Source organism: Sphaerisporangium flaviroseum, assembly GCF_039537005.1.
In the GTDB taxonomy this organism is placed as follows: Bacteria; Actinomycetota; Actinomycetes; order Streptosporangiales; family Streptosporangiaceae; genus Sphaerisporangium; species Sphaerisporangium flaviroseum.
Genome location: NZ_BAAAZR010000001.1, coordinates 735,786 through 759,822, shown reverse-complemented (window position 1 = coordinate 759,822; position 24,037 = coordinate 735,786). Strand labels below are relative to the sequence as shown.

At 68.8% G+C, this 24,037-nt stretch carries 19 protein-coding genes; 6 read left to right on the top strand and 13 right to left on the bottom strand.

All coding sequences use genetic code 11. The features are described 5' to 3' along the window. Nucleotides 1-189 precede the first annotated feature (189 nt). A complete protein-coding gene (locus tag ABD810_RS03655; RefSeq protein WP_344934152.1) occupies nt 190-1,191 on the top strand; it encodes an EamA family transporter in 1,002 nt (333 codons plus the stop codon). Here ABD810_RS03655 and hisC read toward each other — a convergent pair. From hisC to ABD810_RS03625, 6 genes are all read right to left on the bottom strand, one after another. Further along, a complete protein-coding gene (gene hisC, locus ABD810_RS03650) occupies nt 1,178-2,239 on the bottom strand; it encodes a histidinol-phosphate transaminase (RefSeq protein ID WP_344934150.1) in 1,062 nt (353 codons plus the stop codon). The two genes, ABD810_RS03655 and hisC, sit on opposite strands and share 14 nt — an antisense overlap. A 77-nt stretch (nt 2,240-2,316) precedes the next feature. Then, complete coding sequence (locus ABD810_RS03645; protein WP_344934147.1) at nt 2,317-2,979, bottom strand: NUDIX hydrolase; 663 nt, start codon at nt 2,977-2,979, stop codon at nt 2,317-2,319. A gap of 39 nt (nt 2,980-3,018) precedes the next feature. Further along, on the bottom strand, nt 3,019-4,827 hold the full coding sequence (locus ABD810_RS03640; protein ID WP_344934145.1) for a DUF4434 domain-containing protein: 1,809 nt from the start codon (nt 4,825-4,827) through the stop codon (nt 3,019-3,021). Between the two features lie 216 nt (nt 4,828-5,043). Further along, the gene (locus tag ABD810_RS03635) at nt 5,044-6,132 is read right to left on the bottom strand and encodes a glycosyltransferase (protein ID WP_344934143.1); all 1,089 of its coding nucleotides are present in this window, start codon (nt 6,130-6,132) and stop codon (nt 5,044-5,046) included. 18 nt (nt 6,133-6,150) lie between these two features. Next, a complete protein-coding gene (locus ABD810_RS03630; protein WP_344934141.1) occupies nt 6,151-7,416 on the bottom strand; it encodes a nucleotide sugar dehydrogenase in 1,266 nt (421 codons plus the stop codon). Nucleotides 7,417-7,545: 129 nt separating this feature from the next. Continuing rightward, entirely contained in the window at nt 7,546-9,207 is a 1,662-nt protein-coding gene (locus ABD810_RS03625) for a glycosyltransferase family 4 protein (RefSeq protein WP_344934139.1), read from the bottom strand. A 76-nt stretch (nt 9,208-9,283) separates the two neighbouring features. On the opposite strand from ABD810_RS03625, the gene wecB reads away from it, so the two are divergent. After that, the gene (gene wecB, locus ABD810_RS03620) at nt 9,284-10,420 is read left to right on the top strand and encodes a non-hydrolyzing UDP-N-acetylglucosamine 2-epimerase (RefSeq protein ID WP_344934136.1); all 1,137 of its coding nucleotides are present in this window, start codon (nt 9,284-9,286) and stop codon (nt 10,418-10,420) included. Between the two features lie 154 nt (nt 10,421-10,574). Beyond that, a complete protein-coding gene (locus ABD810_RS03615; protein ID WP_344934134.1) occupies nt 10,575-12,653 on the top strand; it encodes a glycosyltransferase family protein in 2,079 nt (692 codons plus the stop codon). 49 nt (nt 12,654-12,702) lie between these two features. Here ABD810_RS03615 and ABD810_RS03610 read toward each other — a convergent pair whose 3' ends face one another. The 5 genes from ABD810_RS03610 to ABD810_RS03590 all read right to left on the bottom strand — a co-directional run bounded on the left by ABD810_RS03610 (nt 12,703) and on the right by ABD810_RS03590 (nt 18,230). Then, a complete protein-coding gene (locus ABD810_RS03610) occupies nt 12,703-14,049 on the bottom strand; it encodes an endonuclease/exonuclease/phosphatase family protein (protein WP_344935393.1) in 1,347 nt (448 codons plus the stop codon). A gap of 115 nt (nt 14,050-14,164) precedes the next feature. Beyond that, nucleotides 14,165-14,542 (bottom strand): hypothetical protein, encoded by a 378-nt coding sequence (locus ABD810_RS03605; RefSeq protein ID WP_344934132.1) that lies wholly within the window; start codon nt 14,540-14,542, stop codon nt 14,165-14,167. 536 nt (nt 14,543-15,078) lie between these two features. Next, nucleotides 15,079-15,909 (bottom strand): hypothetical protein, encoded by an 831-nt coding sequence (locus ABD810_RS03600; protein ID WP_344934130.1) that lies wholly within the window; start codon nt 15,907-15,909, stop codon nt 15,079-15,081. 347 nt (nt 15,910-16,256) lie between these two features. After that, nucleotides 16,257-17,828, bottom strand: a complete 1,572-nt coding sequence (locus tag ABD810_RS03595) for a hypothetical protein (protein WP_344934128.1) — start codon at nt 17,826-17,828, stop codon at nt 16,257-16,259. Between the two features lie 54 nt (nt 17,829-17,882). Further along, nucleotides 17,883-18,230: a hypothetical protein gene (locus ABD810_RS03590; RefSeq protein ID WP_344934126.1), complete on the bottom strand. Its 348-nt coding sequence runs from the start codon at nt 18,228-18,230 to the stop codon at nt 17,883-17,885. 320 nt (nt 18,231-18,550) lie between these two features. Between ABD810_RS03590 and ABD810_RS03585 the strand changes: the two genes are divergently transcribed. Next, complete coding sequence (locus tag ABD810_RS03585) at nt 18,551-20,071, top strand: MDR family MFS transporter (RefSeq protein WP_344934124.1); 1,521 nt, start codon at nt 18,551-18,553, stop codon at nt 20,069-20,071. 25 nt (nt 20,072-20,096) lie between these two features. On the opposite strand, the gene ABD810_RS03580 is transcribed toward ABD810_RS03585, so the two are convergent. Both ABD810_RS03580 and ABD810_RS03575 read right to left on the bottom strand, forming a co-directional pair. Next, a complete protein-coding gene (locus ABD810_RS03580) occupies nt 20,097-20,465 on the bottom strand; it encodes a group I truncated hemoglobin (protein ID WP_344934121.1) in 369 nt (122 codons plus the stop codon). A gap of 175 nt (nt 20,466-20,640) precedes the next feature. After that, nucleotides 20,641-21,642, bottom strand: a complete 1,002-nt coding sequence (locus ABD810_RS03575; RefSeq protein WP_344934118.1) for an ArsR/SmtB family transcription factor — start codon at nt 21,640-21,642, stop codon at nt 20,641-20,643. A 106-nt stretch (nt 21,643-21,748) separates the two neighbouring features. Between ABD810_RS03575 and ABD810_RS03570 the strand changes: the two genes are divergently transcribed. Together ABD810_RS03570 and ABD810_RS03565 are read left to right on the top strand one after the other, a co-directional pair. Next, nucleotides 21,749-23,023 (top strand): MFS transporter, encoded by a 1,275-nt coding sequence (locus tag ABD810_RS03570; RefSeq protein ID WP_344934115.1) that lies wholly within the window; start codon nt 21,749-21,751, stop codon nt 23,021-23,023. Nucleotides 23,024-23,324: 301 nt separating this feature from the next. After that, the gene (locus ABD810_RS03565; RefSeq protein ID WP_344934112.1) at nt 23,325-23,888 is read left to right on the top strand and encodes a hypothetical protein; all 564 of its coding nucleotides are present in this window, start codon (nt 23,325-23,327) and stop codon (nt 23,886-23,888) included. Nucleotides 23,889-24,037 lie beyond the last annotated feature (149 nt).

The following is a 24,037-nucleotide window of genomic DNA, read 5'->3' as shown; positions in this document are numbered from 1 at the left end:
GGACAACTTTCCCGCGACCACAACGTCGCGGAAATGCCTGATGCGGATGCGGATAGTGACCTACGTCTCGATCGCATGAGCGAGTTATCCACACGATGTGGACAAACCTGTGATGAGACGTCAAAGACGGCTCTCAACGTCTGAAACCCGCGTGAGTTCTGTCAGGGTGGACCGATAGTGTAATGAGCCATGGGGCAAAACACTCGTGGCATCAAGGTCTGGGCCGCACTGGCGGCCGTGTATGTCGTGTGGGGGTCCACCTACCTCGGCATCATGCTCACCATCGAGACCATCCCCCCGATGCTCAGCGGCGGCCTGCGCTTCGTGTCCGCCGCGCTCATCCTCGGTGCCGTGCTCGCGGTCCGCCGGGGGCGCCGCACCTTCCGCATGACCCGGCGCCAGTTCTTCGGGGCCGGTCTGGTGGGCCTGCTCCTGCTCACCGCCGGCAACGGCATGGTGGCGATCGCCGAGCAGCACATCTCCTCGGGCCTCGCCGCGCTCCTGGTCGCTTCGGTGCCGCTCTGGCTGGTGGTCTTCCGCATGGCGGTCCGCGACCGTCCTCACCTGCTCACGCTCAGCGGGGTGCTCATCGGCTTCTGCGGCGTCGCCGGGCTCTCGCTGGCCGGCGGCGCGTCGTCCAGCACCGTCGGCATCGTGATCATCCTGGGCGGCGCGCTCTCGTGGTCGGTAGGCTCGTTCCTCTCGGGCCGGATCCCCATGCCCGAGGACCCCTTCGTGGCCAGCACCGTGGAGATGGCCGTCGGCGGCGGCGGGCTCCTGCTGATCGGCACCGCCTTCGGCGAGCGCATGGACCTCGCGGCGGTCAGCGGCGGCTCGTGGCTCGCGCTCGCCTACTTGGTGCTGGTCGGCTCGCTCATCGGCTTCACCTCGTACATCTGGCTGCTCGGCAACGCGCCGATCTCGCTGGTCTCCACCTACGCGTACGTGAACCCGGTGGTCGCCGTGCTCCTGGGCGTGGTGGTGCTCAGCGAGCGGGTCACCCCCCAGATGATCGCCGCCGGGTTCGTCATCGTCGTGGGTGTCGCGCTGGTCGTCTCCACCGAGCGCAACGGCCGGCGCCCCGACACCGAGACACCGGCCGGCGAGGCGCATGGCGGCCCTCCCGAGAAGGCCGCCCCCCAGAAGAGGTCACCGGTCGACGGCTCCCTCTCGGAGGTCACCCCTTCCTGAAGGCCTCCGCGGCGGCGAGGAAGGTGTCGTTGGCGTCGGGGGAGCCGATGGAGACGCGGGCGCCCTCGCCTCCGAAGGGCCGCACGGCGACGCCGTCGACGGCGCAGCGTTCGGCGAACTCACCCGTGCGCTCGCCCAGGCGCAGCCAGACGAAGTTGGCCTCGGTCGGCGGGACCTGCCAGCCCTGGCCCAGCAGCGCCTCGCGGACGCGCGTGCGCTCCTTGACGACCGTCTCGACCCGCTCCAGCAACTCGTCCTCGGCCGCCAGCGAGGCGATCGCGGCGGCCTGCGCGACGCTGTTGACCGCGAACGGCACCGTCGTCTTGCGCACGGCCGAGGCCACCGGCTCCTGGGCGACGAGATACCCCACCCGCAGGCCCGCCAGGCCGTACGCCTTGGAGAACGTGCGCAGGACGGCGACGTTCGGCCGGTCGGCGTACAGGGTGAGCCCGTCGGGCACGTCGGCGTCGCGCACGTACTCGCGGTAGGCCTCGTCGAGCACGACCAGCACGTCCTCTGGCACCCGGTCGAGGAAGTCCGTGAGCTCGGCGGCGCGGTTGGCGGTGCCGGTCGGGTTGTTCGGGTTGCACACGAAGATCATGCGGGTGCTGGGCGTGACCGCCGCGGCCATCGCCGCCAGGTCGTGGGTCTCGTCCGCGAGGGGCACCCGGACGGAGGTCACCCCGGCCAGGTCGGCGAGCAGGGGATACGCCTCGAAGGACCGCCAGGCGTAGACGACCTCCGCGCCCGGGTCGCCGACGGCCTCGAAGAGCTGCTGGGCGACGGTCACCGACCCCGCCCCGAACGCCAGGTGCTCCGGCGGCACGCGCAGGCGCTCGGCCAGGGTCTCGGTCAGCCGCACGCATCCCGGGTCGGGGTAGCGGTGGACCTCCCTGACGGCGGCGGCCATCGCCTCCACCACGGACGGCAACGGGTCGTAGGGAGACTCGTTGGACGACAGCTTGAACGAACGGCCGTCGGCCGAGACCACGGCCTTCCCCGGCCGGTAGGCGGGCAACTCATCGAGAATCGGACGGAAACGCGGCATGGCCTTACCTTATGACGCGCCCACCGCCGGCAGACCCCGGGAACCACCCCGGCACGGAAATCGCCATGGGCACGGGCTCATCCGGCCAAGCGGAGCATGGGCGGATGGAGCAGCTCGGCGGGGCCACGGCGGTAGAGCATGGCCGGCCGGCCGCCGTCCCGGGTGGTCGTGTGGCCGGTGGGGACGAGGAATCCGTCGGCCTTGGTCACCTTGCGGTGGAAGTTGCGCGGATCGAGGGACCGGCCCCACACGATCTCGTACACCCGGCGCAGGTCGGCCACGGTGAACTCGCTCGGGCAGAAGGCCGCGCCCAGCGAGGTGTACTCCAGCTTGGCCCCGGCGCGCTCGATGCCGTCGAGGACGATCCGGCGGTGGTCGAAGGCCATCACGTCGAGCGTGGAGACCGGCTGCCAGCTCATGTGGGCCTCGGTCGGGGCGGGCAGGTCGGGCGCGAGCCCGAGGTAGGCCACGCTCACGACCCGCTGCCGGGGATCACGGTCGGGGTAGCCGTAGGTCTGGAGCTGCTCCAGGTGGACCGGCGCACCGGGCAGCCCGGCCCGCTCGGCGAGCACGCGCGAGGCGGCGGCAGGAAGATCCTCCTCCAGCTGGATGAAGCCGCCCGACAGCGCCCAGCGGCCTTCGTACGGCGGGCGGTCACGCTGCCAGACCAGGGCGCTGAGCTGCTGGCAGCGCACCGTGAGCACGACGAGATCCACGCTGACGGGAATACGCGGGACCATGGGACGCACGTTACACCTGTAACGGGCGGCCCAAGACCGTCACGCCCCGCGATTGAGGTAGACGGGGGCGTGGCTCTGCCGTCCGTCGAGTGAGGTCACGTCCACACGCACCCATCCGCCCGCGGGGACCGTCGACCAGTCGACCGGGACCCAGATCTTCTGGACGGCGCCGGGCAGCCCGGAGATGGGGGTGGTGTCGGACCATCCGACGGTCGCCGAGTCGGCCTCGATGGGATCCTCGCCCCCGAACCAGCTCAACGTGACCTTGCCCCGCGCGAGGTTGTACCCGCGGACCTCGATGCCCTCCTTGGCGTCCCTGCCCGCGGCCAGGGCCTGGATCGGGATGGGCCGGTCCCAGTCCTCGGCGACCTCCTCCGCCAGCGTGGGGGACCCGCAGGTGAAGAAGCTGCTCCACTTGTAGGAGATGATCTTCGAGACGTACGGACCGGTGAACGTGACCGCGGCGTCGAGGCGTTTCTTGTCGGTGGCGCCGCGCTTCCCGCCGGCCTCGCACGCGCCGTCGCCCGTCGGCTCGAACGCCTCCACGTTGGCCCAGAGCTGGACATCGTCCCCCTCGGCGCGCAGCTCGTTGAGTGCGCTCGACATCGCGCGGTAGTAGTCGCGCGTGGCGCCGTAGTAGGCCTTGCCGTACGAGGTGTCGCCCACCACGGGCTTGAGCCGGTCGTCGACCGGCTGGCCCTTCAGGTTGGGCCAGTACAGGCCGACCTTGCCGGTGCCGCGGCTGTCCTGGGGGGCGATGATGCCGACGCCCGTGCGCGCGAGCACCTTGAACCCTCGCTTGACCTGCTCGGGCGTGGAGGTGAACTTCTTGCCCCTGCGCCCGTCGAGGTACGGGCTCACCATGATCGGTTTGCCGGGGAGCTCCTGCTGCACGATGTCGTGCTGCTCGGCGTACACCTGGAGGGTCGTCACCACCGTGGGGTCGGGCCAGTCCCTGAGCTGGAGCTCGAAGGGCTGGTACACCCCGCCGAGCGAGCTCCGGTCGTTGAAGCGGTCGCCGTAGTCCTGCAGGACCCGCCTGGTGAGCGTGGTGAGCGTCCCGATGTGCCGGGGGTCGGCCTTGGTGGGCTCGACGCGGTCGCGCGGAGCCAGCGGCAGCGCGGGGAAGACCTTCATCGCGAAGCGGTCGGCCAGGTCGAGGATCTCGGTCAGGCTGTCCTTGGCCGCACCGTTGACCAGGATGAGGTGGTAGCCGCGCCCCTTGGAGGTGAAGTCGCACGTCGGGTCGTCGGAGCCGTCATCGGGTGCGAGCACCCGGTAGTAGACGTCACCGCCCACGGTGATCGTGTGCTCCATCTGCGGGCAGCGGAACAGCCCTGGCCCGAACGCCTCGTCGGTCCGGTACACATACGTCCAGGTGATGCGGTTACCGGGGTTGGCGGCCTTCAGCGCCGACTCGGCGGCCTGCACGCAGGTCATGCCGTTCTCCTGGCACCTCTGGTAACGCGGGTCCGGTTCCCCGCCCTGCGCGGCGAGCACCTGCCCGTCGTCGTCCACGGCGCGCGGCTGGAGGCCGAACCCCAGGCGCACGACGGTGTCGCCGCCGACCTGGTGGATGGCCTGGAGCTGGCTGCGCCACGTGCAGTGGTCGGAGGTGGGCACGAGCCAGTACCCCGTGACGGCGTACGGGGTGGGCGTCGTGGTGTCGAACGTTCCACAGGGGTCGCTGAAGACGCTGGTCGACGGCGTTGGGCTCCCCGACTTGGTCTTCTGGACCGGTGTGGTCGTCGCGGTCCGGGAACCGCCTGAGGAGTCCGGCAGAACGATGACCATCGCCGCGACAGCGGCCAGAAGAGCCGCTCCCAGCAGCAGAGTGAGCCCGCGCACCTTCAGGAGATTACCGTCCTTCAGTTGTGGTCCTGATAAGGAAAGATCAGGTTCCCGTGGTCACCCCGGAACGCCGCCAGTGACCGCGCCGGCCGCCTTTCCGGGACTGCGTCGTCACGTGCCCTGGAACACCGAGATCACGCGCCCGGGGGGCCGCCTGTTCGAAGAGGCGTGCCTCATGAGTACCGCAGGAGCCCGGTCCCTGTGCTCGGATGGCTACTTCTTCACGCCCGCCCAGGCTTCGAGCTGGCTGACGAACCTTCGGGCGGAGTTCGGCCAGTGGTGGTTCGCCCGTGCGGCGGCGTACCCCCGCGCCCCGGCGGCGCGCCGCTCCTCCGGATCGTTGCGCAGCCGCAACACCGCACGCACCACCGCCTGCGGGTCACGCCAGGGCACGACCACACCGCTCTGGTAACGCTCCACAAGCTCGACGGCCCGCGGCGAGGGGGTCGTGATCACTGGTATGCCGTGCGCCATGTACTCGACGATCTTGGTCGGCATGGAGTGGCGGTAGTTCGGCTCGTCGTGCAGCAGGGACAGCCCCGCCAGCGCGCCATCGAGTCGCTTGAGCGCCTCGTCGTTGGGCATGAAGTCACGCCACTCCAGCACTCCATCGGAGACGGCCTGATTCAGGAGCGGCCTGCTCTGCGGGTCGGCGTAGCCGATCAGCTCCACCGCGACGCGGTGCGGCTGGAGCAGCCGGCCCACCTCGACGGCCTCGCGCACGCCCCGTGCCTCCGACAGCCAGCCGAGATACACCACCCGGTCGTCGGAGGGCCTGCTCACGTGGTCCGGCACCCAGGTCTCGTTCGGCACGACCAGGTGCGCCTGGCGGAAGCGCCCGGCGTAGGCGGTCTCGGCCAGCAGCAGGTGCAGGTGGCGCTCGGCCGTGCCCTCCAGCATCCGGGCGAGGAACCGCGTCGGCGGGCGGAGGAAGGAGGGCAGCCACGGCTTCAGCGACAGCGTGGCGGGGGTGTCCTCATGGACGTCCCAGACCACCGGAGGACGCCGCCGCACGCCCGCGACCGCGAGCAGCAGCTCGGGGTCGTGGATGAGCGCCAGGTCCACCTGGCCGCGCAGGCTCTTGAACAGCCGCCGCGCCGCACGTACCGCCGACAGCCGCTTGCGCTCCGCGGCCCTCGGCAGATCGACCCCCGTGACCCACGACCGCGGCACGACACCACGAGCGGTGTACGGCGCTGCGTACGTGACGGCATGACCGGCGTCCACGAGCGCGCGGATCTGCCGGTGCAGGATCCGAGCATCCTCGGGGTGGTGGACCACCGTCATGACAAGCACGTGCACGCGCCGACCCTCCGCCCGTCAGAGCCGCTCGACGCGTTCGCCCTCGGAGAGGACGCCCCGGGTGTCGAGAAGTAGATGCGCTCGTTTCTCCACCATGTCCAGATCGAACTCGGAGTGCTGCTGGAGCAGGACGGTCACGTCCGCGCGCTCCACCGCCTCCGCCAGATCGGCCTCGCGTGGCACCTCGACCCCGTCGACCGTCCACTGCTTCACGTGCGGGTCGGCGAACACCAGGTCGGCGCCGAGGTCGCGGAACGCCCGCGCGACCGGCACCGCAGGGGTCTCACGCTCGTCCGCGATGTCCGGCTTGTACGTCACGCCCATCAGCAGGACGCGGGAGCCGTTGACCGGCTTCTTCGCACGGTTCAGCAGGCGCTGCACGCGCGCGACGACGTACGCCGGCATCCGCTCGTTGATCTCCTGGGCCAGCTCCACGAACCTGAACGGGTAGCCGAGCTTGCGCACGGCGTGGGAGAGGTAGGAGGGGTCGACCGGGATGCAGTGACCGCCGACGCCCGGGCCGGGAAGGAACTTCTGGAAGCCGAACGGCTTGGTGGAGGCGGCCTCGATGGCCTCCCACAGGTCCACGCCGAGCTCGTCGCAGAAGATCGCCATCTCGTTGACCAGGGCGATGTTGACGTGGCGGTAGGTGTTCTCCAGCAGCTTGGCCATCTCGGCCTCGCGCGTGCCGCTGACCGGCACCACCTGCTCGATGAAGCGGGCGTAGAACGCCGCCGCGCGGTCGCGGCACGTCTGGGTGTATCCGCCCACGACCTTGGGCGTGTTACGCAGGCCGTACTTCGCGTTACCGGGGTCGATGCGCTCCGGCGAGAAGGCGAGGTGGAAGTCGACACCGGCGGTCAGCCCCGAGGCCTCTTCGAGGATGGGACGGACCACGTCGTCGGTGGTGCCGGGATAGGTCGTCGACTCCAGCACCACGAGCGCGCCGCGCTGGACGTAACGCCCCACCGACTCGACGGCCCCGCGCACCGCCGACAGGTCGGGACGATGGTCCTCGTCGAGCGGCGTCGGCACGCAGATGACGATGGCGTCGCTGGCGGCGAGCACCGACTGGTCGAGCGTGGCCGTGAACTCGTTGGCCAGCATCGCGTCCAGATCGGCGTCGCTCAGGTCGTCGATATAGGAACGGCCCGAGGTCAGCGCGTCGACCTTGCGAGGGTCGACGTCGACGCCGACCACACGAAGACCCGCCCCGGTGGCCTCCTTGGCCAGAGGCATGCCCACGTAGCCCAGACCGATGACCGCGAGATCATATGCGCTCACGTGGCGACCCGAAGAAGCCCGAAACAACACTGCATGGTGGGAAAGGCTATCTCAACTCCGCACAGATCACGTCTAATGCGATTGAACGCGTAGCGAAGCGCAGCTTTCCGATCGTTCATGGTAGGAGAATCATCGGGCGACAGACTGGTAGATCGCCCGGTAGCTCTCGGCGATCCTGCTCCAGGTGCGCTTGGAGGCGACCTCCGCGCGACCCGCCTCGCCCATCTCCGCCCGCCGCGCGGGATCGTCACGCAGCCCGGCCAGCGCCTTGGCGAGCGCGGCCGGATCGCCGGGGGGCACGAGCAGGCCCGCGCCGTCGGCGCCGACCAGTTCGGACAGGGCGGGGAGGTCGCTGAGCACGACCGGCTTCCCGAGCGCCATCGCCTCCACCGGCTTCAGCGGGGTCACCAGACGGCAGACGCGCAGGTCGTCACGGGGACAGACGAAGATGTCGATGGCCGACTGGGCCTGGAGCGCCTCCTCGGGGCCCACCCGGCCCGGCAGGATCGCCAGATCGCCCAGGCCGAGCGTTTCCGCCTGCGCCAGCAGCACGGGCCGCTCGGCGCCGTCGCCGACGATCAGGACCCGCACGGGGGTCTTCGTGTCGCGGAGCAGCGCGGCCGCCGACAGCAGCGTCGCGAAGCCCTCGTAGCCGACGATGCTCGACACCGAGCCGACGACGATCTCGTCGGGCGCGATGCCGTAGGCGGCACGGAACGCCGCGCCGTTGTAGTCGGCGGTCAGCAGCGAGTCGTCCACGGCGTTCGGCGCGAGGAAGATCCTATCGCGGGGCACGCCACGCTCGGCGATCTCCACCGCCATCGTCTCGGCCAGCGTCACCACCGCGTCGGCGGAGCGCATGATGTGGGCCTCACGCTCACGCTGCAGAAGGTGCCGCTCGCTGCCGATCCTGGCGGCGTCGCGCGAGGCCCAGGTCTCCTCCAGGAAGCCGCGCACCTCGTAGACCAGCGGCGTGCCGGTGCGCTCGCGCGCGGCGAGGGCCACCGAGCCGTTGCGATGGTCGGTGGCGGCGTGCAGCACCTGCGGCCGCAGCGTCCTGACCAGCTCGGTCACCTCGCCGGCCCCGCGAATCATCCGGCCGCGGCTCTCGAACGGCACCTCGCCGCTCGGCAGCAGGCGGTGGTAGGGGACCCCGTCGATCTCCTCGTACGGCTCGGCGTCGGCGTGGCCCTGCAACATGGGCCAGCCCCAGCTCGTCACCACGTGCGGGTCGAGCCCGGCGGCGCGCTGCGCGGTCACGATGCGGTGCGTGCGGACGGTGTACCCGGCCTGGGTGTACGGCAGGGCGTTGGTGACGCAGTGCAGCACGCGTCCTTCGACGCGGTCACCCACGATGACCTTGGACTTCGGCGGGATGGGAGCCGGGCCGATCGCGGCCTTCTCGCCCTCGTAGTAGGCGATCCGCCGCCGGATGAACGGCCAGCGGGCATGCGGCTCCAGGACCTCCACGGCCTTGGTCATGCGGCCGAGCTCGAACTGGGCCCTGGCCGCCTCGAGCGGTCCGTCGGCCATGCGGCGTGCGATCTTGCGCGCGGTGACGCGCACGACGCGGGCGACGGGCCACGCGACCCTGCCCACAGCGGGACGCAGGCGTGGCGGCATCGCCTCCGCCGCGGCCTGCGCCACACGCATCGGGTCGGATTTGACCCTGGTGACGAAGACTCGGGAGACAATGACCGGATGCTGGACGAAGCCCTTGAGGAAGCCTCGCAAGCCGGCGCGAGCCGACTTGGGCGAGACCTTCTCGGGCCGGCTGGCCTCGGAAACCACGCGGTGACCGTACCATAGGCAACGCTTGGCCCAGCTGAGCAGCTGTTGCCCCACTCCCGGGTGAAAGGCGTGGTCAATGAGGGAGAACCCCCTCGTCCTGCATGTGCTGGGCGCTCGGCCCAACTTCGTCAAGGCGGCGCCCGTCGTGCGCGGCCTGGCCGAGCTGGCGGTCCGGCAGGGCATCGTCCACACCGGGCAGCACTACGACGCGCTGATGTCCGACGTCTTCTTCGCCGATCTCGGGCTTCCCGAGCCGATCGCCAACCTCGGCGTGGGTTCCGGCAGCCACGCGCGGCAGACGGCCGCGCTGCTGACCGGCCTGGAGGAGGTCGTGCTGGAGCACCGGCCCGACCTGGTCGTGGTCTACGGCGACGTCAACTCCACGCTGGCCGCCATCCTGGTGTGCGCCAAGCTGCGCATCCCGACCGCCCACGTCGAGGCGGGCCTGCGGTCCTTCGACCGGGAGATGCCCGAGGAGGTCAACCGCGTCGTCACCGACGCGCTCGCCGACATCCTGCTCGTGACGAGCCCCGACGGGCTCTCCCACCTGGCCAACGAGGGCGTGTCCCCGGCCAAGGTCCACCTCGTGGGCAACCCCATGATCGACAGCCTTTTCTCGGCGCTGCCGAAGCTCGACCCCGAGCCGCTCAGGTTGCGTCTCGGCCTGCCGGAGCGCTACGCCGTCGCCACGCTGCACCGCCCGGGCAACGTCGACGACCCGGAGTCGGCCCGCGAGCTGGTCGACGCCGTGCTGGCGGTCGGGGAGCAGGTGCCGATCGTGGTGCCGCTGCACCCGCGCGGGCGCGGGCGCCTGGCCGAGGCCGGCCTGGTGAACGGCGACAGCCTCACGATCATCGACCCGCTGGGCTACGTGGAGTTCCTCTCGCTCGTACGGGGCGCGGCGCTGGTCGTCACCGACTCGGGCGGCGTGCAGGAGGAGACCACGATGCTCGGCGTTCCCTGCCTGACCGTCCGCCCGAACACCGAGCGACCGATCACGATCACCCACGGCACCAACCGCCTGGTGACTCCGGGCACCCTGCCCGCCGCGGCGTCCAAGGCGCTCGCCGACGGCGCGGCGACCCCGAGCGGAGAGCTGCCGCCGTTGTGGGACGGCGCCGCGGGGCCGAGAATCGCCCGCGTGATCGAGGCCTGGCTGCGCGGGGACAACCTCTCCCCTGCCGCGCAGGCGACGCCCCGCGTGGAGTCCTGACCTGCGGCAGAAGGCCACCTCACGAGGTGGCAGATCCGGGCATCTAGGGTGAAACGACGACTTCCTTGCGCCGAAAGCCGTACGATCGGTCATTCCCGGGCATTGAGCCGAAGCTCGTGGTGGGGTTCGCGGATACGAGGGAGCAAGTCCGACCATGGCCGAGAGTGACCAGCTAAATCCGGATGAGCCGCGTTTCCAGCGTCTCGGGGCCGCGAACTGGCTACCCGAGGAACGCAAGGTCGTCGAGCGCTACGAGGACCGCCTCCGCGAACTGGAGCGGCGCCTGGCCACGGCCGAGGCGCGGGCCGAGTACGCCCAGTGGCTGCTCTCCGCCACCAAGGCGCAGCGCCCGTACCGCGTCAGCACCGCACTCGCCGGCGCCAAGCGCCCGGCGAAGCTCGTACGGCTGCCGCGCGACCTCTCCCAGGCGCTCAAGCCCAAGAAGGCGCCCAAGGCACCGGCGACCGTCACCGCGAGCGGCGTCGCCATCGACGCCGTGCTCGCGCGCGCGCCGGAGGTCAAGATCCCGAACCTGGCATGGCCTGACGGGCCGGTCGGCCGCCCGGACCTGAAGGTCGCCGTCATCCTGGACGACTTCTCCCGCATGGCCTTCAAGTACGAGTGGGACCAGATCGAGTTCGGGACCAAGGACTGGCAGGAGATCTTCGCCGAGAAGCGTCCCGACGTGCTGTTCTGCGAGTCGGCCTGGCACGGCAACCAGGGGCGCTGGCGCTACCAGATGACCGGCACGAACGCGCCCAAGCAGGAACTGCGCGACCTGCTGAGCTGGTGCCGCGAGCAGGGCATCCCCACGGTCTTCTGGAACAAGGAGGACCCGCCGAACTTCGACTTCTTCATCGACACCGCGAAGCTGTTCGACCACGTGTACACGTGCGACGGGGACATGGTGCCGAAATATCGCGAAATATTGGGACACGACCGGGTCGACGTGCTGCAGTTCGCGGCGCAGCCCCGCGTGCACAACCCCGTGCAGACCAAGCAGGGCCGGCCCTACGACGTCGTCTTCGCCGGCATGTACTTCCGCGACAAGCACCCCGAGCGGCGCGAGCAGATGGAGACCGTCATCGCGCCGACGCGCGAGCTCGGCCTGCACATCTTCGCCCGCAACGACAAGGCCGGCGACAAGTACGCCTGGCCCCCCGAGTACCGCCCGCACATCGTCGGCGAGCTGCCGTACGAGCAGATGCTGGCCGCGTACAAGATGTACAAGGTCTTCCTGAACGTGAACTCGGTCATCGACTCGCCGACGATGTGCGCCCGGCGCGTCTTCGAGCTGTCCGCGTGCTCCACCACCGTGCTGTCGGGCTGGTCCCGCGCCATCGAGGAGACATTCGGGTCGCTGATCCCGATCGCCCACACGCAGGAGGAGGCCTACAACCAGGCCCTCTACCTCATCAACAGCCCGGAGCTGCGCGCCCGCCAGGCCCACCTGGCCATGCGCGAGGTCTTCGACAAGCACCTCTTCACCCACCGCGTCGACCAGATCCTCACCGCGCTCGGCCGCCCGGTGACCGCGCGGACGAAGAGCGTGTCGGTCGTGCTGCCCACCAACCGCGCGGGGCAGCTCGAACACGCCATCGCGCAGGTCGCCCGCCAGCGCCACCGCGAACTGGAGCTGGTCCTGGTCCTGCACGGCCTCGACATCGACCCGGGTGTGGTCCGCGACAAGGCCCTCGCCGCCGGCATCCCGGCCGTCAAGGTGCTCACCGCCGACCCCTCGCTCACGCTCGGCGAGGTGCTGAACCTCGGCATCGCCCAGGCCGACGGCGACTACATCGCCAAGATGGACGACGACAACCTGTACGGCGCCCACTACCTGTCGGACCTGCTACGCGCCTTCGACTACGCCGACGCCGAGATGGTCGGCAAGGGCGCCCACTACACCTACTTCCCCGCCACCGACACGACCGTGATGCGGCTGCCGGGGCTGGAGCACCGGTACGCCCACCTGGTCCAGGGCGCCACGATCCTCGCCAAGGCCGACCTGCTGCGCACGTTCGCGTTCGAGGCCGTCAACGCGGGTGAGGACACGCGGCTCGTCCGCCGGTGCAAGGAGGAGGGCGTCCGCATCTACTCGGCCGACCGCTTCAACTTCGTCTACATGCGCGGCGCCGACGCCTCAGCGCACACCTGGAAGGCCCAGGACTACAAGCTCACCCGCAACGCCCAGTTCTGCTTCGTCGGCCACCCCGAATCCCACGTGATGATCTGACCGGCCAGGCCGGACGGTGGGCGTTGCCTGCCATCCGCAAGAACACCCGTCACCAGATGAGACGGCGCCTGAACACGGCCCTGCATCGGTAGTGGTCGGTGCCCGCGTCCGCGGTCGCCGCCGCGTCGATGAGTCTCAAGGTGCGGGAGGTGTACAAGATGTGGTCCGGGTGCTGTCCCCAAGGCACCGTGGCGGGTACATCCACCAGGGCGTCCTTGAGACCCAGCTTCCGCATCAGGTCGGGGTAGGCCTTGAAGATGTCGTCGGTGTTGAAGTCTCCGACGAGAAGGAGAGGACCCCGCCGGGGAAGCCTGTCCAGGAGAAGCCGCTCGATGGCCCGCGCGTGCCGGACGCCATCACCCTCCACATAGCCGCCGGCGTGCCCGAGGAACTCCAGGGGATTGGTGTGGATGTTCGCGACGGTGATGTCCCGGCCGTTGACGTTCACCCGGGCGACCTGCACATAGCGATCGAAGGGCTCCACCGGCTCCCCCTCGCCTCTGATGCGCACTTCGAAATCCGGGCGCGGAAGGCGATGTGCGGCACGGGCCCGCAGCGGAGACTTCGACAACATGGAATTGGCCAGAACGTATCGGGGGTCGAGGTGCGAAATAGAGGTCGGCGTGTCCATGACGTGCGGTAGACCCAGCTTGTCCGCCAGCCTGCCGGCGAGGGAGTCCGATGGAGTCGCGCCCACATGGGACTCCTGCAAGAAGACCAAATCGGGCCTGTCCTTCGCCAGTCCTCTGGTGAAGTAGGGGATGTTCTCCGGACCATAGTCGAAACTGTCGAGCGAATTGATGGTGCGAGCGCCGGCGATGTTCCAGCTCGTGACGTTGATTCGACGGGGAGATCGGGCGCCGAGGATGCGGCGGAGGCGAGGTTCGATGCCGCCGACCAGGGTTCTGCCGAAGAACCGGTTCAATTCGCGATGAGTGACGGACGTCGCACGCTGAGCGATGGTGCGTAGGCAGACGACGCTCATCCGTGCATGAAGTACGGCTATGCCGCCGGCGACGACGGTCACAGCCAGCACTATGGCCACCACTGCGGCAACGGCGATGAGAAAGTCCTTGATCGCCTCGACCAGGTCGGCGGCCAGGTCATGTCCGTCGGCGAAAGCGTCCAAGATGGTGACCAGGTTGAGCAGGTGGGTGGAGTCGTCGCCGTCCTCGTGGTAGTCGGCCCAGAAGGCGCGAGCCGTGTTCATGCCATCACCGGCGTTGCTGGCCGCGGCGCACTGGAACGCGCCGTGTGCGGTCGGGATGACCTCGGTGGCCAACGAACCGGCGCAGGCACGGTACGCGGCGGCGCACCGTCGGAGCGCGCCTTCGTCCTGGGTCGGCCACGGCACGCCCAGCATCCCGAACGCCGCCTCCAACCCCGCCGGGAGCATCACGGCCACCGGACCGGCCTCTCACCTCTGCCATCGCCGGCCATGGCCTGACGCACGCGAACCGGATCGGCGCCGGCTGCGGCGGACAAGCCGGGATGGCTCGGACCCGACGCCGTCAAGTGACCGAGCCCGATGCGGCCGGGCCAGGTTCCGGATCGTTCACCGAGAACACGTTCTGCATCGCGGCCACGGATGCGGCCTCCCCGGCGGTGTGCCGGTCTCTCATCGCAGCGAATGAGATGCCGGTCTGATCGAGATTGGTGTGCAGGTGACGGCACGCCTGGCCGAGCATCTCGTTGATCCGATCCATGGCCACACCGATCATGCCGTCCCCCCATGGGGAACGCCCGCCACCACCGCCGGTGATCGACGTCAGCAACGCATCGGTATGCCCGCCGAACAGATGCGCGGCTTCCCGCATCCCCCGCGCGGCGCTGGTCAGCGCCGCCTCATCAACTCTCAGCTCCCGCCCCACCAACACCATCCCGTCCACTCAAGCCGTGATCAACACTTACGCGAGCCCTCGCCAAGCCGGCCGAGTATGTGACCGGTGCGACGGGCACGGTTAGGGCGCACATCGCCTGTCCGACCGGAACCGTCGTTCTGTTCGCGCGCCCCGGCCTGCCTCCCTGCCGCTATGATCACGCACTTTCTTAACAGACCCCGGCGGCATTTTGTACTGATTCCCCCGGGCCAGACGTTCTCAGGCTGGGCGGCGGAGCCCCGCCATCGTCAGGCGTTTCCAGGACGGACGCCAGACCAGGGCAGATAGAGCCGCCAAGTACAAGGTCCGACCCGGCCGGGACCCCCAAAGCCCAGTTCTGCTTCGTTGGTCACCCCGAGTCCCCCGAAATGATCTGACCGGGCAGACAACCCGCTGTTCGTGGCGACCGGACTGTTCGAACCTTTCCGGCAGCCGGTACGCGGTCTCGTATGGGCGATGTCCGCCCTGTTCGCCCAGCCGGTGGCCAAGGCCGTGCCGCCGATAGCCGCACTCCTCGACCGGCCCCCGGCCGGACCGCTCACCGCCTACCGCAGGGGCAGGCCCATCGACCTCACCCTCGACCACGACCAGGCACTGAAGTTCGAGAACGCCGTACGCGCGATGGCGGCGCCCCACTGCGAATGATCGGCGGCATGCCGCCATGGGCGAAGGAAGCTCGGCTCTGTCGTCCGACGAGTGTCGCCCAGAACCAGGCTTCCTGCGGCGTCCAGCCTATCGGTTCCGACGTCATTCACATCCTCCTTCACCCGCTTCATGTGTTGCACGAAGTTTTCTGCGGCGCTTTTCGCCCGCTCCTCGCCGCGCTGCAGTTCGGTCACCGCTCCGAGAGCCTTTTCCCGAGCGCTATTAAATACCTCTGCGTCGAAGTCGGACTTTCCGCTAAGGACGTCGCGGACGTCGAAGTCGGACATTCCGCTAAGGACTTCGCGGACCTCATTCAGGCTAGTCATAGCCTCCCCGTGTCTCAGCTGTGCCCATCTAATACCGTTACGGAGATGCGATAGGCCCCCCGTTTCGTCACAGACATAGCCATACCAGTTGTTGATGCGCGCCAAGCTACGGTAGGCGGCCACGACGGTCTCGCTGGCCATCGCTCCTGCACCACCGATCCAGACTTCGGGGATGCCACGTCTGGCCAGCACCTTCAGGTCTTCGTACACGTCGTGGAGTCGATTCGACGCCCGTTGGTAGTCATCAATCAGTGCCTGGAGACGGACAAGATCGCCCTTCGGCGGCGGCAAGGTCAGCGCCTCGTCGACCGCTTTCCTGAGTTTCCCGACCTCCCAGCGATCCAGCCACCACCCAGACCCCTCGATGTCGTCCAACCATCCGGGGATGTCCTCAGGCTTGGCCATGGTCCTGTTCTCCCAACGCGAGTGACAAGCGAACGAGGTCCACGACCGGCCACATGGCTGTAGTGGCCGTGCCGACCCGCCGCGTCCCGGTGGCTAGGACGCAGCCCGTTCCCAACACGGCGGGTCTTCGTGAGCGGCGGTGACGGTGGCGGCCCCGTAGTCGATCTCACCTCAGTTGACTGAGTATCCCCGACACTCTAGTCCCGGTGATCAATCAGCGGAAGATCGAGTACCCGGGTCCCGCGAGCCGGAACCGTTCGCCTGATCGCAGGCGGACCGGCTGCCGTGACAGGTCCGAATGCGGCCTGCGGACACCGCCCGCCGCCCGCCGCGGTGCGACGTCACCGTCATTTCGGCAGGTAGATGTCCTTCACCTTGAGCTCGTTGTTGTTGTACGGGAAAGCGTCCTTGTAGGTCTGCAGATAGGCCGTGAACAGGTCGTAGTCATGGGTCGCACCGGTCGCGGGGTCGTACACGACCCACTCGTCCCCTCGGGGCAGCAGCGCCATAGTGCGTTCTTCGTCGCCGCCCTCGATGGTGACGATCACCGGCTTGCCATCGGCGATCGCGCCCTTGACATCGTCCGGCAGGTTGTGATCCCACTTGTCGCCGTCAACTGAGGGACGGACCTGGTATTCGCCGCTCGCCAGCATGTCGCCGGCGGTGTCCCGGATCTCCTTGGCGCCCATGCCGCTTCCCAGCAGTCTCTCCGCGAAGTTGCGGCTGCCGTCGAGGATGCGATCCTGCTCGTCGTGGAGCCGGCCGGCGAGACCGGCCTGGTCGAAATTGTCAGGGTCGAAAGAGCCGGAGCCGAAACCTTCGGGGTTCGTGACGTCGACACCGGTGGCCATCCGGAGGGCGTACACGGGATCGACCGCCGCACGTCCCATCACGAGAGCCTGGGCCGGGTTGAGATCGGCGTCGTCTCCCTCGACGCTCCATGCCAGCTTCCCGTTCTCGCCGAAAGTGGGGCTGAGATTGGCCCGCGCCCACTCGGGGATGAAATCCCCGTTCTGATGAATGACCTGGGCGAAGCGCTCGATGTCATCGATGCTGTACTTGCCGGTGGCCAGGGCCTTCATCAGGTACGCCCGCTCTTCCGATGTCGTCGGGTCGTCAGGTGTGCGGTTGTAGAGCGCCATGAAGCGGTCGCGGTCTTGCGCGCTCATGCTCTCCAGACGCTGGGCCGCCGACTTCAACTGGTCATCGGTGAGGATGGAGAAATTCGACTCGCCCAGCCTCAGAGCGGTGTCGGCCAGGACCAGGCGTCCTGCGGCGCTCAGTTCATCGGTCAGCAGCAGCCCGGCCTCATGCGGATACTTCTCGATAAGGGCACTGGTCGAGAATTCAAATGCTTCCGCGGCTTCCCTCGCCCTCTTCACCGCGTCCTGGAGTAGACCCATGCCTTCGAGGGCCTTGGTGCGGGCGTCCTCGATGCTCGCTTTTTCGGAGTCCGATAAGACCAGGTCCTTGCTGTTGGACAGAGAGCCCAGGGCTTTGAGCGCGTTCCTTAACGGTTCCTGAGCCTGGGCATGCCAATCCTGTGCGCTCCTGAGATCCTTCGCGAGCCATGTCAGGCTCGGCTGAACGTTGCTGAACCAAACACTTGTGTCGTCCAGGCGGTGATGGGCGGCGACGACGGTCTCACTGGCCATCGCTCCCGCCTCGCCGGTCCATACTTCGGGGATGCCGCGCCTGGCCAGCACGCTCAGGTCTGTTTTCATGTCGTTGATGCGCGCCCAAACCCGTCTGTACTCTTCCGCCATTCCGTCGAGACGGTCCGGGTCGCCCTTCGGCTTGGGCAAGGACAACGCTGCTTCGACCGCCTTCCGAAGCTTGCCGACCTCCCAGCCGTCCCACAGCCATCCCTCCCCTTTGACGTCGTCTATCCACCCATCGATTTCCTCAAGACTCGCCATGATCTTGTTCTCCCATCACACGTGAGAAGTCGGGGGGATGAACGCGTCGAGCGCTTAGGAGGGCTCCGGCCCTGCGAGTTCACCTCCGAAACGCTCGAACTGCGCGGCCGAGTGGTCGTCCGTGGCGGAGTAGTTCGCGGCGGCCTCATCGACCCTCGCGCGAAGCTCCCGGAACGCCGCCGCAAGCAAGGTGTGACTGTCTCTGGAAGTACTGCGGAACCTCTGGTACGCCTCAGCGGCTCCGTACTCCCCGAAGATGTCGGAGGGCCCTGCCCCCGGAGTGGACCCGGGGGTCCCGTCAAGAGACAGCTCCTTTTCGACCTCGTCGAGGACGGTCGCGGCGTCCCCGATCTCCGTGGCGGCGACCAGCATGCCCTGCTTACTAACCTGGAATCCGGACAATGGACCCCCCTTCAGGCGCTCCGCCCCTGCCTCGTCAAGGCCGGATCGGCGACACGATAGCGCTGGTGCGCTTCCAGCGGAAGATCGGAATCGCGTCAGGTCCGCGAGCCGGAACCGTTCGGCTGATCGCCCCAGCCCACGCCAGGAAGCCCTGCTGTCAGTGGAGATCTCCTAAATAAGGCCCATATGAAGCAGATCACGACAAATAGGTGGGAATGTACTAGGGGTTGTAGCCGGTTGCTTACTTCGGTGATGGCCGCGCCGCCGGGCGGGCGTCACGGGTTGGATCGACACTCGACGCGCTAAGGAGACCTCCCGACGTGACGACGACAACGACGTCCCAAGGCATCGGTCTGAGGTCGGAACGCGGGCCGGTGCTCGGCGCCATCATGCTCTGCACCGGCCTGGTGGCACTCGACGCGACGATCATCGCCACGGCGGTCCCGTCCATCGTGAGCGATCTCGGGGGCTTCTCCCAGTTCCCCTGGTTGTTCTCGATCTACCTGCTCACCCAGGCGGTCACCGTGCCGCTCTACGGGAAGCTCGCCGACATCTTCGGGCGCAAGCCGGTCATGTTCTTCGGCATCGCGGTGTTCCTGATCGGCTCGGTGCTCTGCGGTCTCGCGTGGAGCATGCCGGCGCTGATCGCCTTCCGCGCCTTGCAGGGCATCGGCGCCGGCGCGGTGCAACCCATGAGCATCACCATGGTCGGCGACCTGTACTCGGTCGAGGAGCGGGCGCGCGTGCAGGGCTATGTCGCCAGCGTGTGGGGCATCTCCGCCGTGATCGGGCCCACCCTCGGCGGGCTGTTCTCCGAGTACGTCTCGTGGCGGTGGATCTTCTTCATCAACCTGCCGCTCGGCGCCGTCGCCGCGTGGGTGCTCGCCCGGCGCTTCAAGGAGAAGGTGGCGCGGAACCCTCACAAGATCGATTACCTGGGTGCGACCCTTCTCACCGCGGGCTCCTCCTTGCTCATCCTCGGCCTGCTCGAAGGCGGGGTGGCCTGGGGCTGGGGCTCGGTCCCGAGCCTGGCCATCTTCGCGGCGGGCACCCTCATGATCGCCGCGTTCGTCGTCGTGGAGCGCAGAGCGGCCGAGCCGATCCTGCCGCTGTGGGTGTTCCGGCACCGCACGCTCACCGGAGGCAACCTCGTCGGGCTGAGCGTCGGCGCGCTGATGATCGGCCTCACCTCGTACGTGCCGACCTTCGCCGAGGGCGTCCTCGGCACCGGCGCCCTGGTGGCGGGCTTCGCCCTCGCGGCGCTGACCATCGGCTGGCCTCTCGCCGCGGCGCTGTCGGGACGTATCTACATGCGCATCGGCTTCCGGGACACGGCCCTCGTCGGCAGCGGCGTCGTCGTGGTCGGCGCGGTGGTGTGCACCCTGCTCGGTGCGCGGACGCAGGTGTGGATGGTGGCGGCGGCCTGTTTCGTCGTCGGCGCCGGTCTCGGGCTCTCGTCGAGCCCGACGATGGTCGCGATCCAGTCGGTGGTCGGGTGGGATCGCCGCGGCGTCGTCACGGCGACCAACATGTTCTGCCGCTCCATCGGCAGCGCGGTGGGGGCGGCGATCCTAGGGGCCATCTCCAACGCCACGCTCGCCGACCGCTTCGCCCACCCGCCCGCTTCGGTGGCCGGCCTGCTGCCCAACAGCGTCGACGCCACGAGCCTGGTGCTCGACGGGCACGGTTCTGCGGCGCAGTCGGCCACGGCCGCTTTCGTGCGCAAGGCGCTCTACGACGCCACCCACCACGTCTTCCTCGCGCTCCTCGTGGTCGCGGTCCTCAGCGTCGCCGCCATCCTTCTCATGCCCCGGCGCACCGAACAGCTCACGTTCGACTGACGCGTCTGGACGGTGACCGGGCCCGTTACGCCGGTACCTGGTTCTGGGCGATCTGGGACTTCAGCGGGACAAGGGTCGAGGCGATGGTCCCGATGGTGTCCGCGGGGACGCCGCACGCCGCGAGTGCGCCCGCGAGATGGCCGACCACCAGGTCGAACTCCTCCGAGGTGATGCCCAAACCCGCGTGCGCCTCGCCCATCGACCTGCCCTGGTAGGCCTGGGGCCCGCCGAGCGCGGCGGCGACGAAGCTGCGCTGGTGGGCCTTGAGCTTCGCCATGTCGATGTCCGCGAAGTAACGCTTCAGCAGGGGGTCGCCGACGACTCTCAGATAGAACTCGTCGACAACCGCCGCGACCGCGCTCGGGCCACCGATCTGGTCGAAAATGGACGCCATGGCGACTCTCCTTCAGCGACTCCTACTGCCGCTGGCAGGAGGACTTCACGGTTCCAGTCGAAGATCTTCGGAGCCAGTGCATCATGGACGAGCACCCGCTGTCACGAAGATTCCTCACATTCTCCGGACCTGTGTCCGATTCGGCGCCCGCCATCGTGGTTCACGCGGTCGGCGGTCAGGCCTGACCCGTCGCCAGTGCCACGCCCAGCGGCGTGCGCTCGTACAGCACCTGGTGCCCCTGACGGCGCGACGCCAGCAGCCCGGCATGGCGGAGCACGGACAGGTGTGCCGACACCGACGACGGCGCGAGGCCGTGCCGGTGGGCGAGAGCCGTCGTCGACGCCGGCTCGTCCAGAGCGCTCAGGATCGCGGCCCGGTTCGGGCCCAGCAGCCGCACGAGGGCGCCCGGCGCTTCGGGGACCGGCCCCCGCCACAGGTCGCCCATGCCGCGCGCCGGATAGATCACCGTGGGCTGCCAGCGAGGGGCGAAACCGCTCACCACGTCCGGCCAGACGAAGACGCTCGGCATCAGCAGCACGCCGCGGCCCCCCAGATCCCACATGCCGAGGAACGTGGAGGGAGTGCTCAGCGTGAGCGTGCCGGCCGCCCAGCTTAACGTGGGATGCAGATCGGCGAACAGGCTCTCCAGACCGCCGTCGGCGAGCTTTCGGGAGCGGTAGGCGACATCGGCGTCCAGCAGTGCGCGCAGCCTCGGCCAGTCGGTGGCGACCAACGCGTGCCAGGCCTGTTCCGTCACATCGGCGAGCCGCTGCACTGCGCCCGCGGGGTCGTCGAGCATCCCCCGGCCCAGTGGGGACTCGGCGGCTCCGGGGGTGCATGCCAGCGACCGGGCCATCTCCTCACGCGCCAGGGCCGGATCGGTGGCACGCAGGCGCGCCAACTCATCCTCGAACGAGGCGGGCGAGGTGAACGGAGCACCGGGCGGCGGGCCCAGGAAATCGGGGGTGTAGCCACCCTCGGCGGCCATGAACAGCCACAACTCGGACAGATCGAGCCCGGCGACGGCCTCCCCCATCCTTCGCAGCCACGGCTGATGGTAACCGTGCCGTCCCCGGCGCCTCAGGGTCCGTACGGCCTCATGGGTCTCGCACAGCGGCGAGACCGCGAACCGGCAGCGCAACAGGTCGTCGGTGCCGAACCGCAACCGAAGCGACATGGTCCTCCCGATGATCCGGACAGCAGGCTCGGCGGCATGTTCCCGCATGATTCGGCCACAGCCGAAAGTCTAGAAGCCGGGCGAAGCACCCAGGCAGGCTGCCGCCATGCCCCCTTCCTCCGCTTCCCCGAACACCACCCCCGAGGATGCGGCACCGGCGGAGTCCGGCGATGGAGAGCGGAGTGCGGGATACCGGGCCGTCTTCGCGGTCGGGGAGTTCCGTGTCGTCTTCGCCGCGCACGCGATGTCGACGCTCGGCACCGTCGTCTGTGAGATCGCCCTCGCGGTCCTGGTGTACAGGCTCACCGGCTCGCCACTGCTCAGTGCGCTGACCTTCGCCCTCGGCCTGCTGCCGTACGTCCTCGGCGGCACCCTGCTGTCGTCGGTCGCCGACCGGTTCCCGGCACGCCGGGTGCTGGTCGTCTGCGACCTGGTGTCCGCCATGTGCGCGGCCGGGATGGTGCTGCCCGGCATGCCCGTGGCCCTGTTGCTCCTGCTGCGCTGCATGGTCGCCGCCATCGCGCCGGTCTTCACCGGCACGCGCGCTTCGACGCTCGGCGACATCCTCGGGGAAGGAGATCTGTTCGTGCTGGGCCGCTCGGTCATACGGATCGTCACGCAGAGCGCGGGACTGGCCGGGTTCGCCACGGGCGGGCTGCTCCTGGCCGTGGCGTCGCCGCGCGGTGTGCTCGTAATGACGGTGGCGACGTTCCTCGGCTCGGCGTTGCTGCTCCGTTTCGGCACCCGGCGCCGCCCCGCGCGGGCCACGACGGACGGCGGCACGATGCTGGGCGCCTCGCTCTCTGGGATACGGCTGCTCGGCGCCGACCGGCGGATCCGGGCACTGCTCCTGCTGTGCTGGGTGCCGCCCATGTTCGTCGTGGTGTCGGAAGCCCTTCTCACCGCGTACGCCGACTCGCTGCGGCTCGGCCCGGCGGGACTCGGGCTGCTGATGTGCGGCATGCCGATCGGCGCGATCATGAGCGAGACCCTGGTGGGCTCGCTGCTCGGCCCACGCGGGCGTGCACGCCTGACGATGCCGGTCGCCGTCCTCGCGATGCTGCCCGGCATCGGGTACGCGTTCGAGCCCTCACTCGGCTGGGCGCTGGTCTGCCAGATCCTGACCGGGTGCGGCATCTCGTACACCCTCGGCCTGGACCAGTGGTTCATCGCCGCCGTGCCGGAGGATCTGCGCGGCCGGGCCATGACCCTCATGACCGCCGGCCTGATGACGGCCCAGGGCCTGGGCATGACCCTGGCGGGCACGGCCGCCGAGTTCTTCCCCGTCCACCAGGTCGTCGCCTGGGGTGGAGTGCTCGGCGTGGTCTGCGTATCCGCTGTGCTGTGGACCGTACGAGCCTCCAGCGGCACCACCGCGTGAGGGCCGTTCGTATTACGGTCAGGCCCATAATGCGGGGACGAGCAGGAGTGGCGGCGACGTGGCGCGGCGGCCGGTCCGGTTCGGGCGGTGGTTTTGGACGGTCCGGTATTTCATTCACCGGCGGATGAGTCCGGATCGAAACATTCGGATCGCCCGGCCTTTTCCGTGCAGGTCAAGGGCGGTAAACAGACCAGGCAGAGATCTGACGCACCTATCCGATCGGTCATTACGCGTTTCGCGTCAAATGAATGGGTAGGAGGCCGTAGTCCGAGACTCCCGATATGTGAGAAGAGGTGACGGGATGAACTCACAGCGAATCATCTCCGTTCTCGCCGCCGCGGTGACCGGCGCAGTCCTGCTGCTTACCGCGACCGGCCCGGCGACCGCCGACACAACGCGCTCGTCGACAACTAGCACGCAGCACGCCGCCGCGGCGTCCGTGCTCGACGCACCCATCAGCGGGACCTTCACCGACGCGACCGGTGGCACCGGTACCTTCGCCGGCACCTTCACGCCCACCCAGTTCGTCGACCAGGGCGGCGACATCGCCGCCGTCGGAACTCTGACCGGAACGCTGACCGACTCCGCCGGCGGCGTCGTCGGCACGGTGAACCAGCAGGCCACGGCCCCGGCGGCCATCACGCTGGCTACCTGCGACATCCTGCATCTGAATCTCGGTCCCCTGGACCTCAACCTGCTCGGCCTGAACGTGCATCTCGACCGGGTCGTGCTCGACATCACCGCCTCGGCCGTGCCCGGAGGGCTGCTCGGCAACCTGCTGTGCGCGATCGCCCACCTGCTCGACCCCTTCCAGCTCAGCGCGCTCCTGGATGTGCTGAACCAGATCCTGGCACTGTTGCGGTAGTTCCCGCGGTGAAGGGCGCCCGTTATCCCGGGCGCCCTCGCCCATTCCCGCACACTGTTTGACACGCCCAGGATGACCTCCGTACGGACGCCTGTCTCGCGCGCCGCTGTCATCGCAGGATCGCCCGGCATTCGCCCTCAGGGATCGGC

What these genes read in the sequence shown, in the direction of transcription:
- wecB (WP_344934136.1), top strand. Translation starts at nt 9,284, where the DNA reads ATGAGGGAGAACCCCCTCGTCCTGCATGTGCTGGGCGCTCGGCCCAAC.
- hisC (WP_344934150.1), bottom strand. Translation starts at nt 2,239, where the DNA reads ATGCCGCGTTTCCGTCCGATTCTCGATGAGTTGCCCGCCTACCGGCCG.
- ABD810_RS03655 (WP_344934152.1), top strand. Translation starts at nt 190, where the DNA reads ATGGGGCAAAACACTCGTGGCATCAAGGTCTGGGCCGCACTGGCGGCC.
- ABD810_RS03645 (WP_344934147.1), bottom strand. Translation starts at nt 2,979, where the DNA reads ATGGTCCCGCGTATTCCCGTCAGCGTGGATCTCGTCGTGCTCACGGTG.
- ABD810_RS03610 (WP_344935393.1), bottom strand. Translation starts at nt 14,049, where the DNA reads ATGCTCCCGGCGGGGTTGGAGGCGGCGTTCGGGATGCTGGGCGTGCCG.
- ABD810_RS03615 (WP_344934134.1), top strand. Translation starts at nt 10,575, where the DNA reads ATGGCCGAGAGTGACCAGCTAAATCCGGATGAGCCGCGTTTCCAGCGT.
- ABD810_RS03580 (WP_344934121.1), bottom strand. Translation starts at nt 20,465, where the DNA reads ATGGCGTCCATTTTCGACCAGATCGGTGGCCCGAGCGCGGTCGCGGCG.
- ABD810_RS03570 (WP_344934115.1), top strand. Translation starts at nt 21,749, where the DNA reads ATGCCCCCTTCCTCCGCTTCCCCGAACACCACCCCCGAGGATGCGGCA.
- ABD810_RS03600 (WP_344934130.1), bottom strand. Translation starts at nt 15,909, where the DNA reads ATGGCCAAGCCTGAGGACATCCCCGGATGGTTGGACGACATCGAGGGG.
- ABD810_RS03575 (WP_344934118.1), bottom strand. Translation starts at nt 21,642, where the DNA reads ATGTCGCTTCGGTTGCGGTTCGGCACCGACGACCTGTTGCGCTGCCGG.
- ABD810_RS03595 (WP_344934128.1), bottom strand. Translation starts at nt 17,828, where the DNA reads ATGGCGAGTCTTGAGGAAATCGATGGGTGGATAGACGACGTCAAAGGG.
- ABD810_RS03565 (WP_344934112.1), top strand. Translation starts at nt 23,325, where the DNA reads ATGAACTCACAGCGAATCATCTCCGTTCTCGCCGCCGCGGTGACCGGC.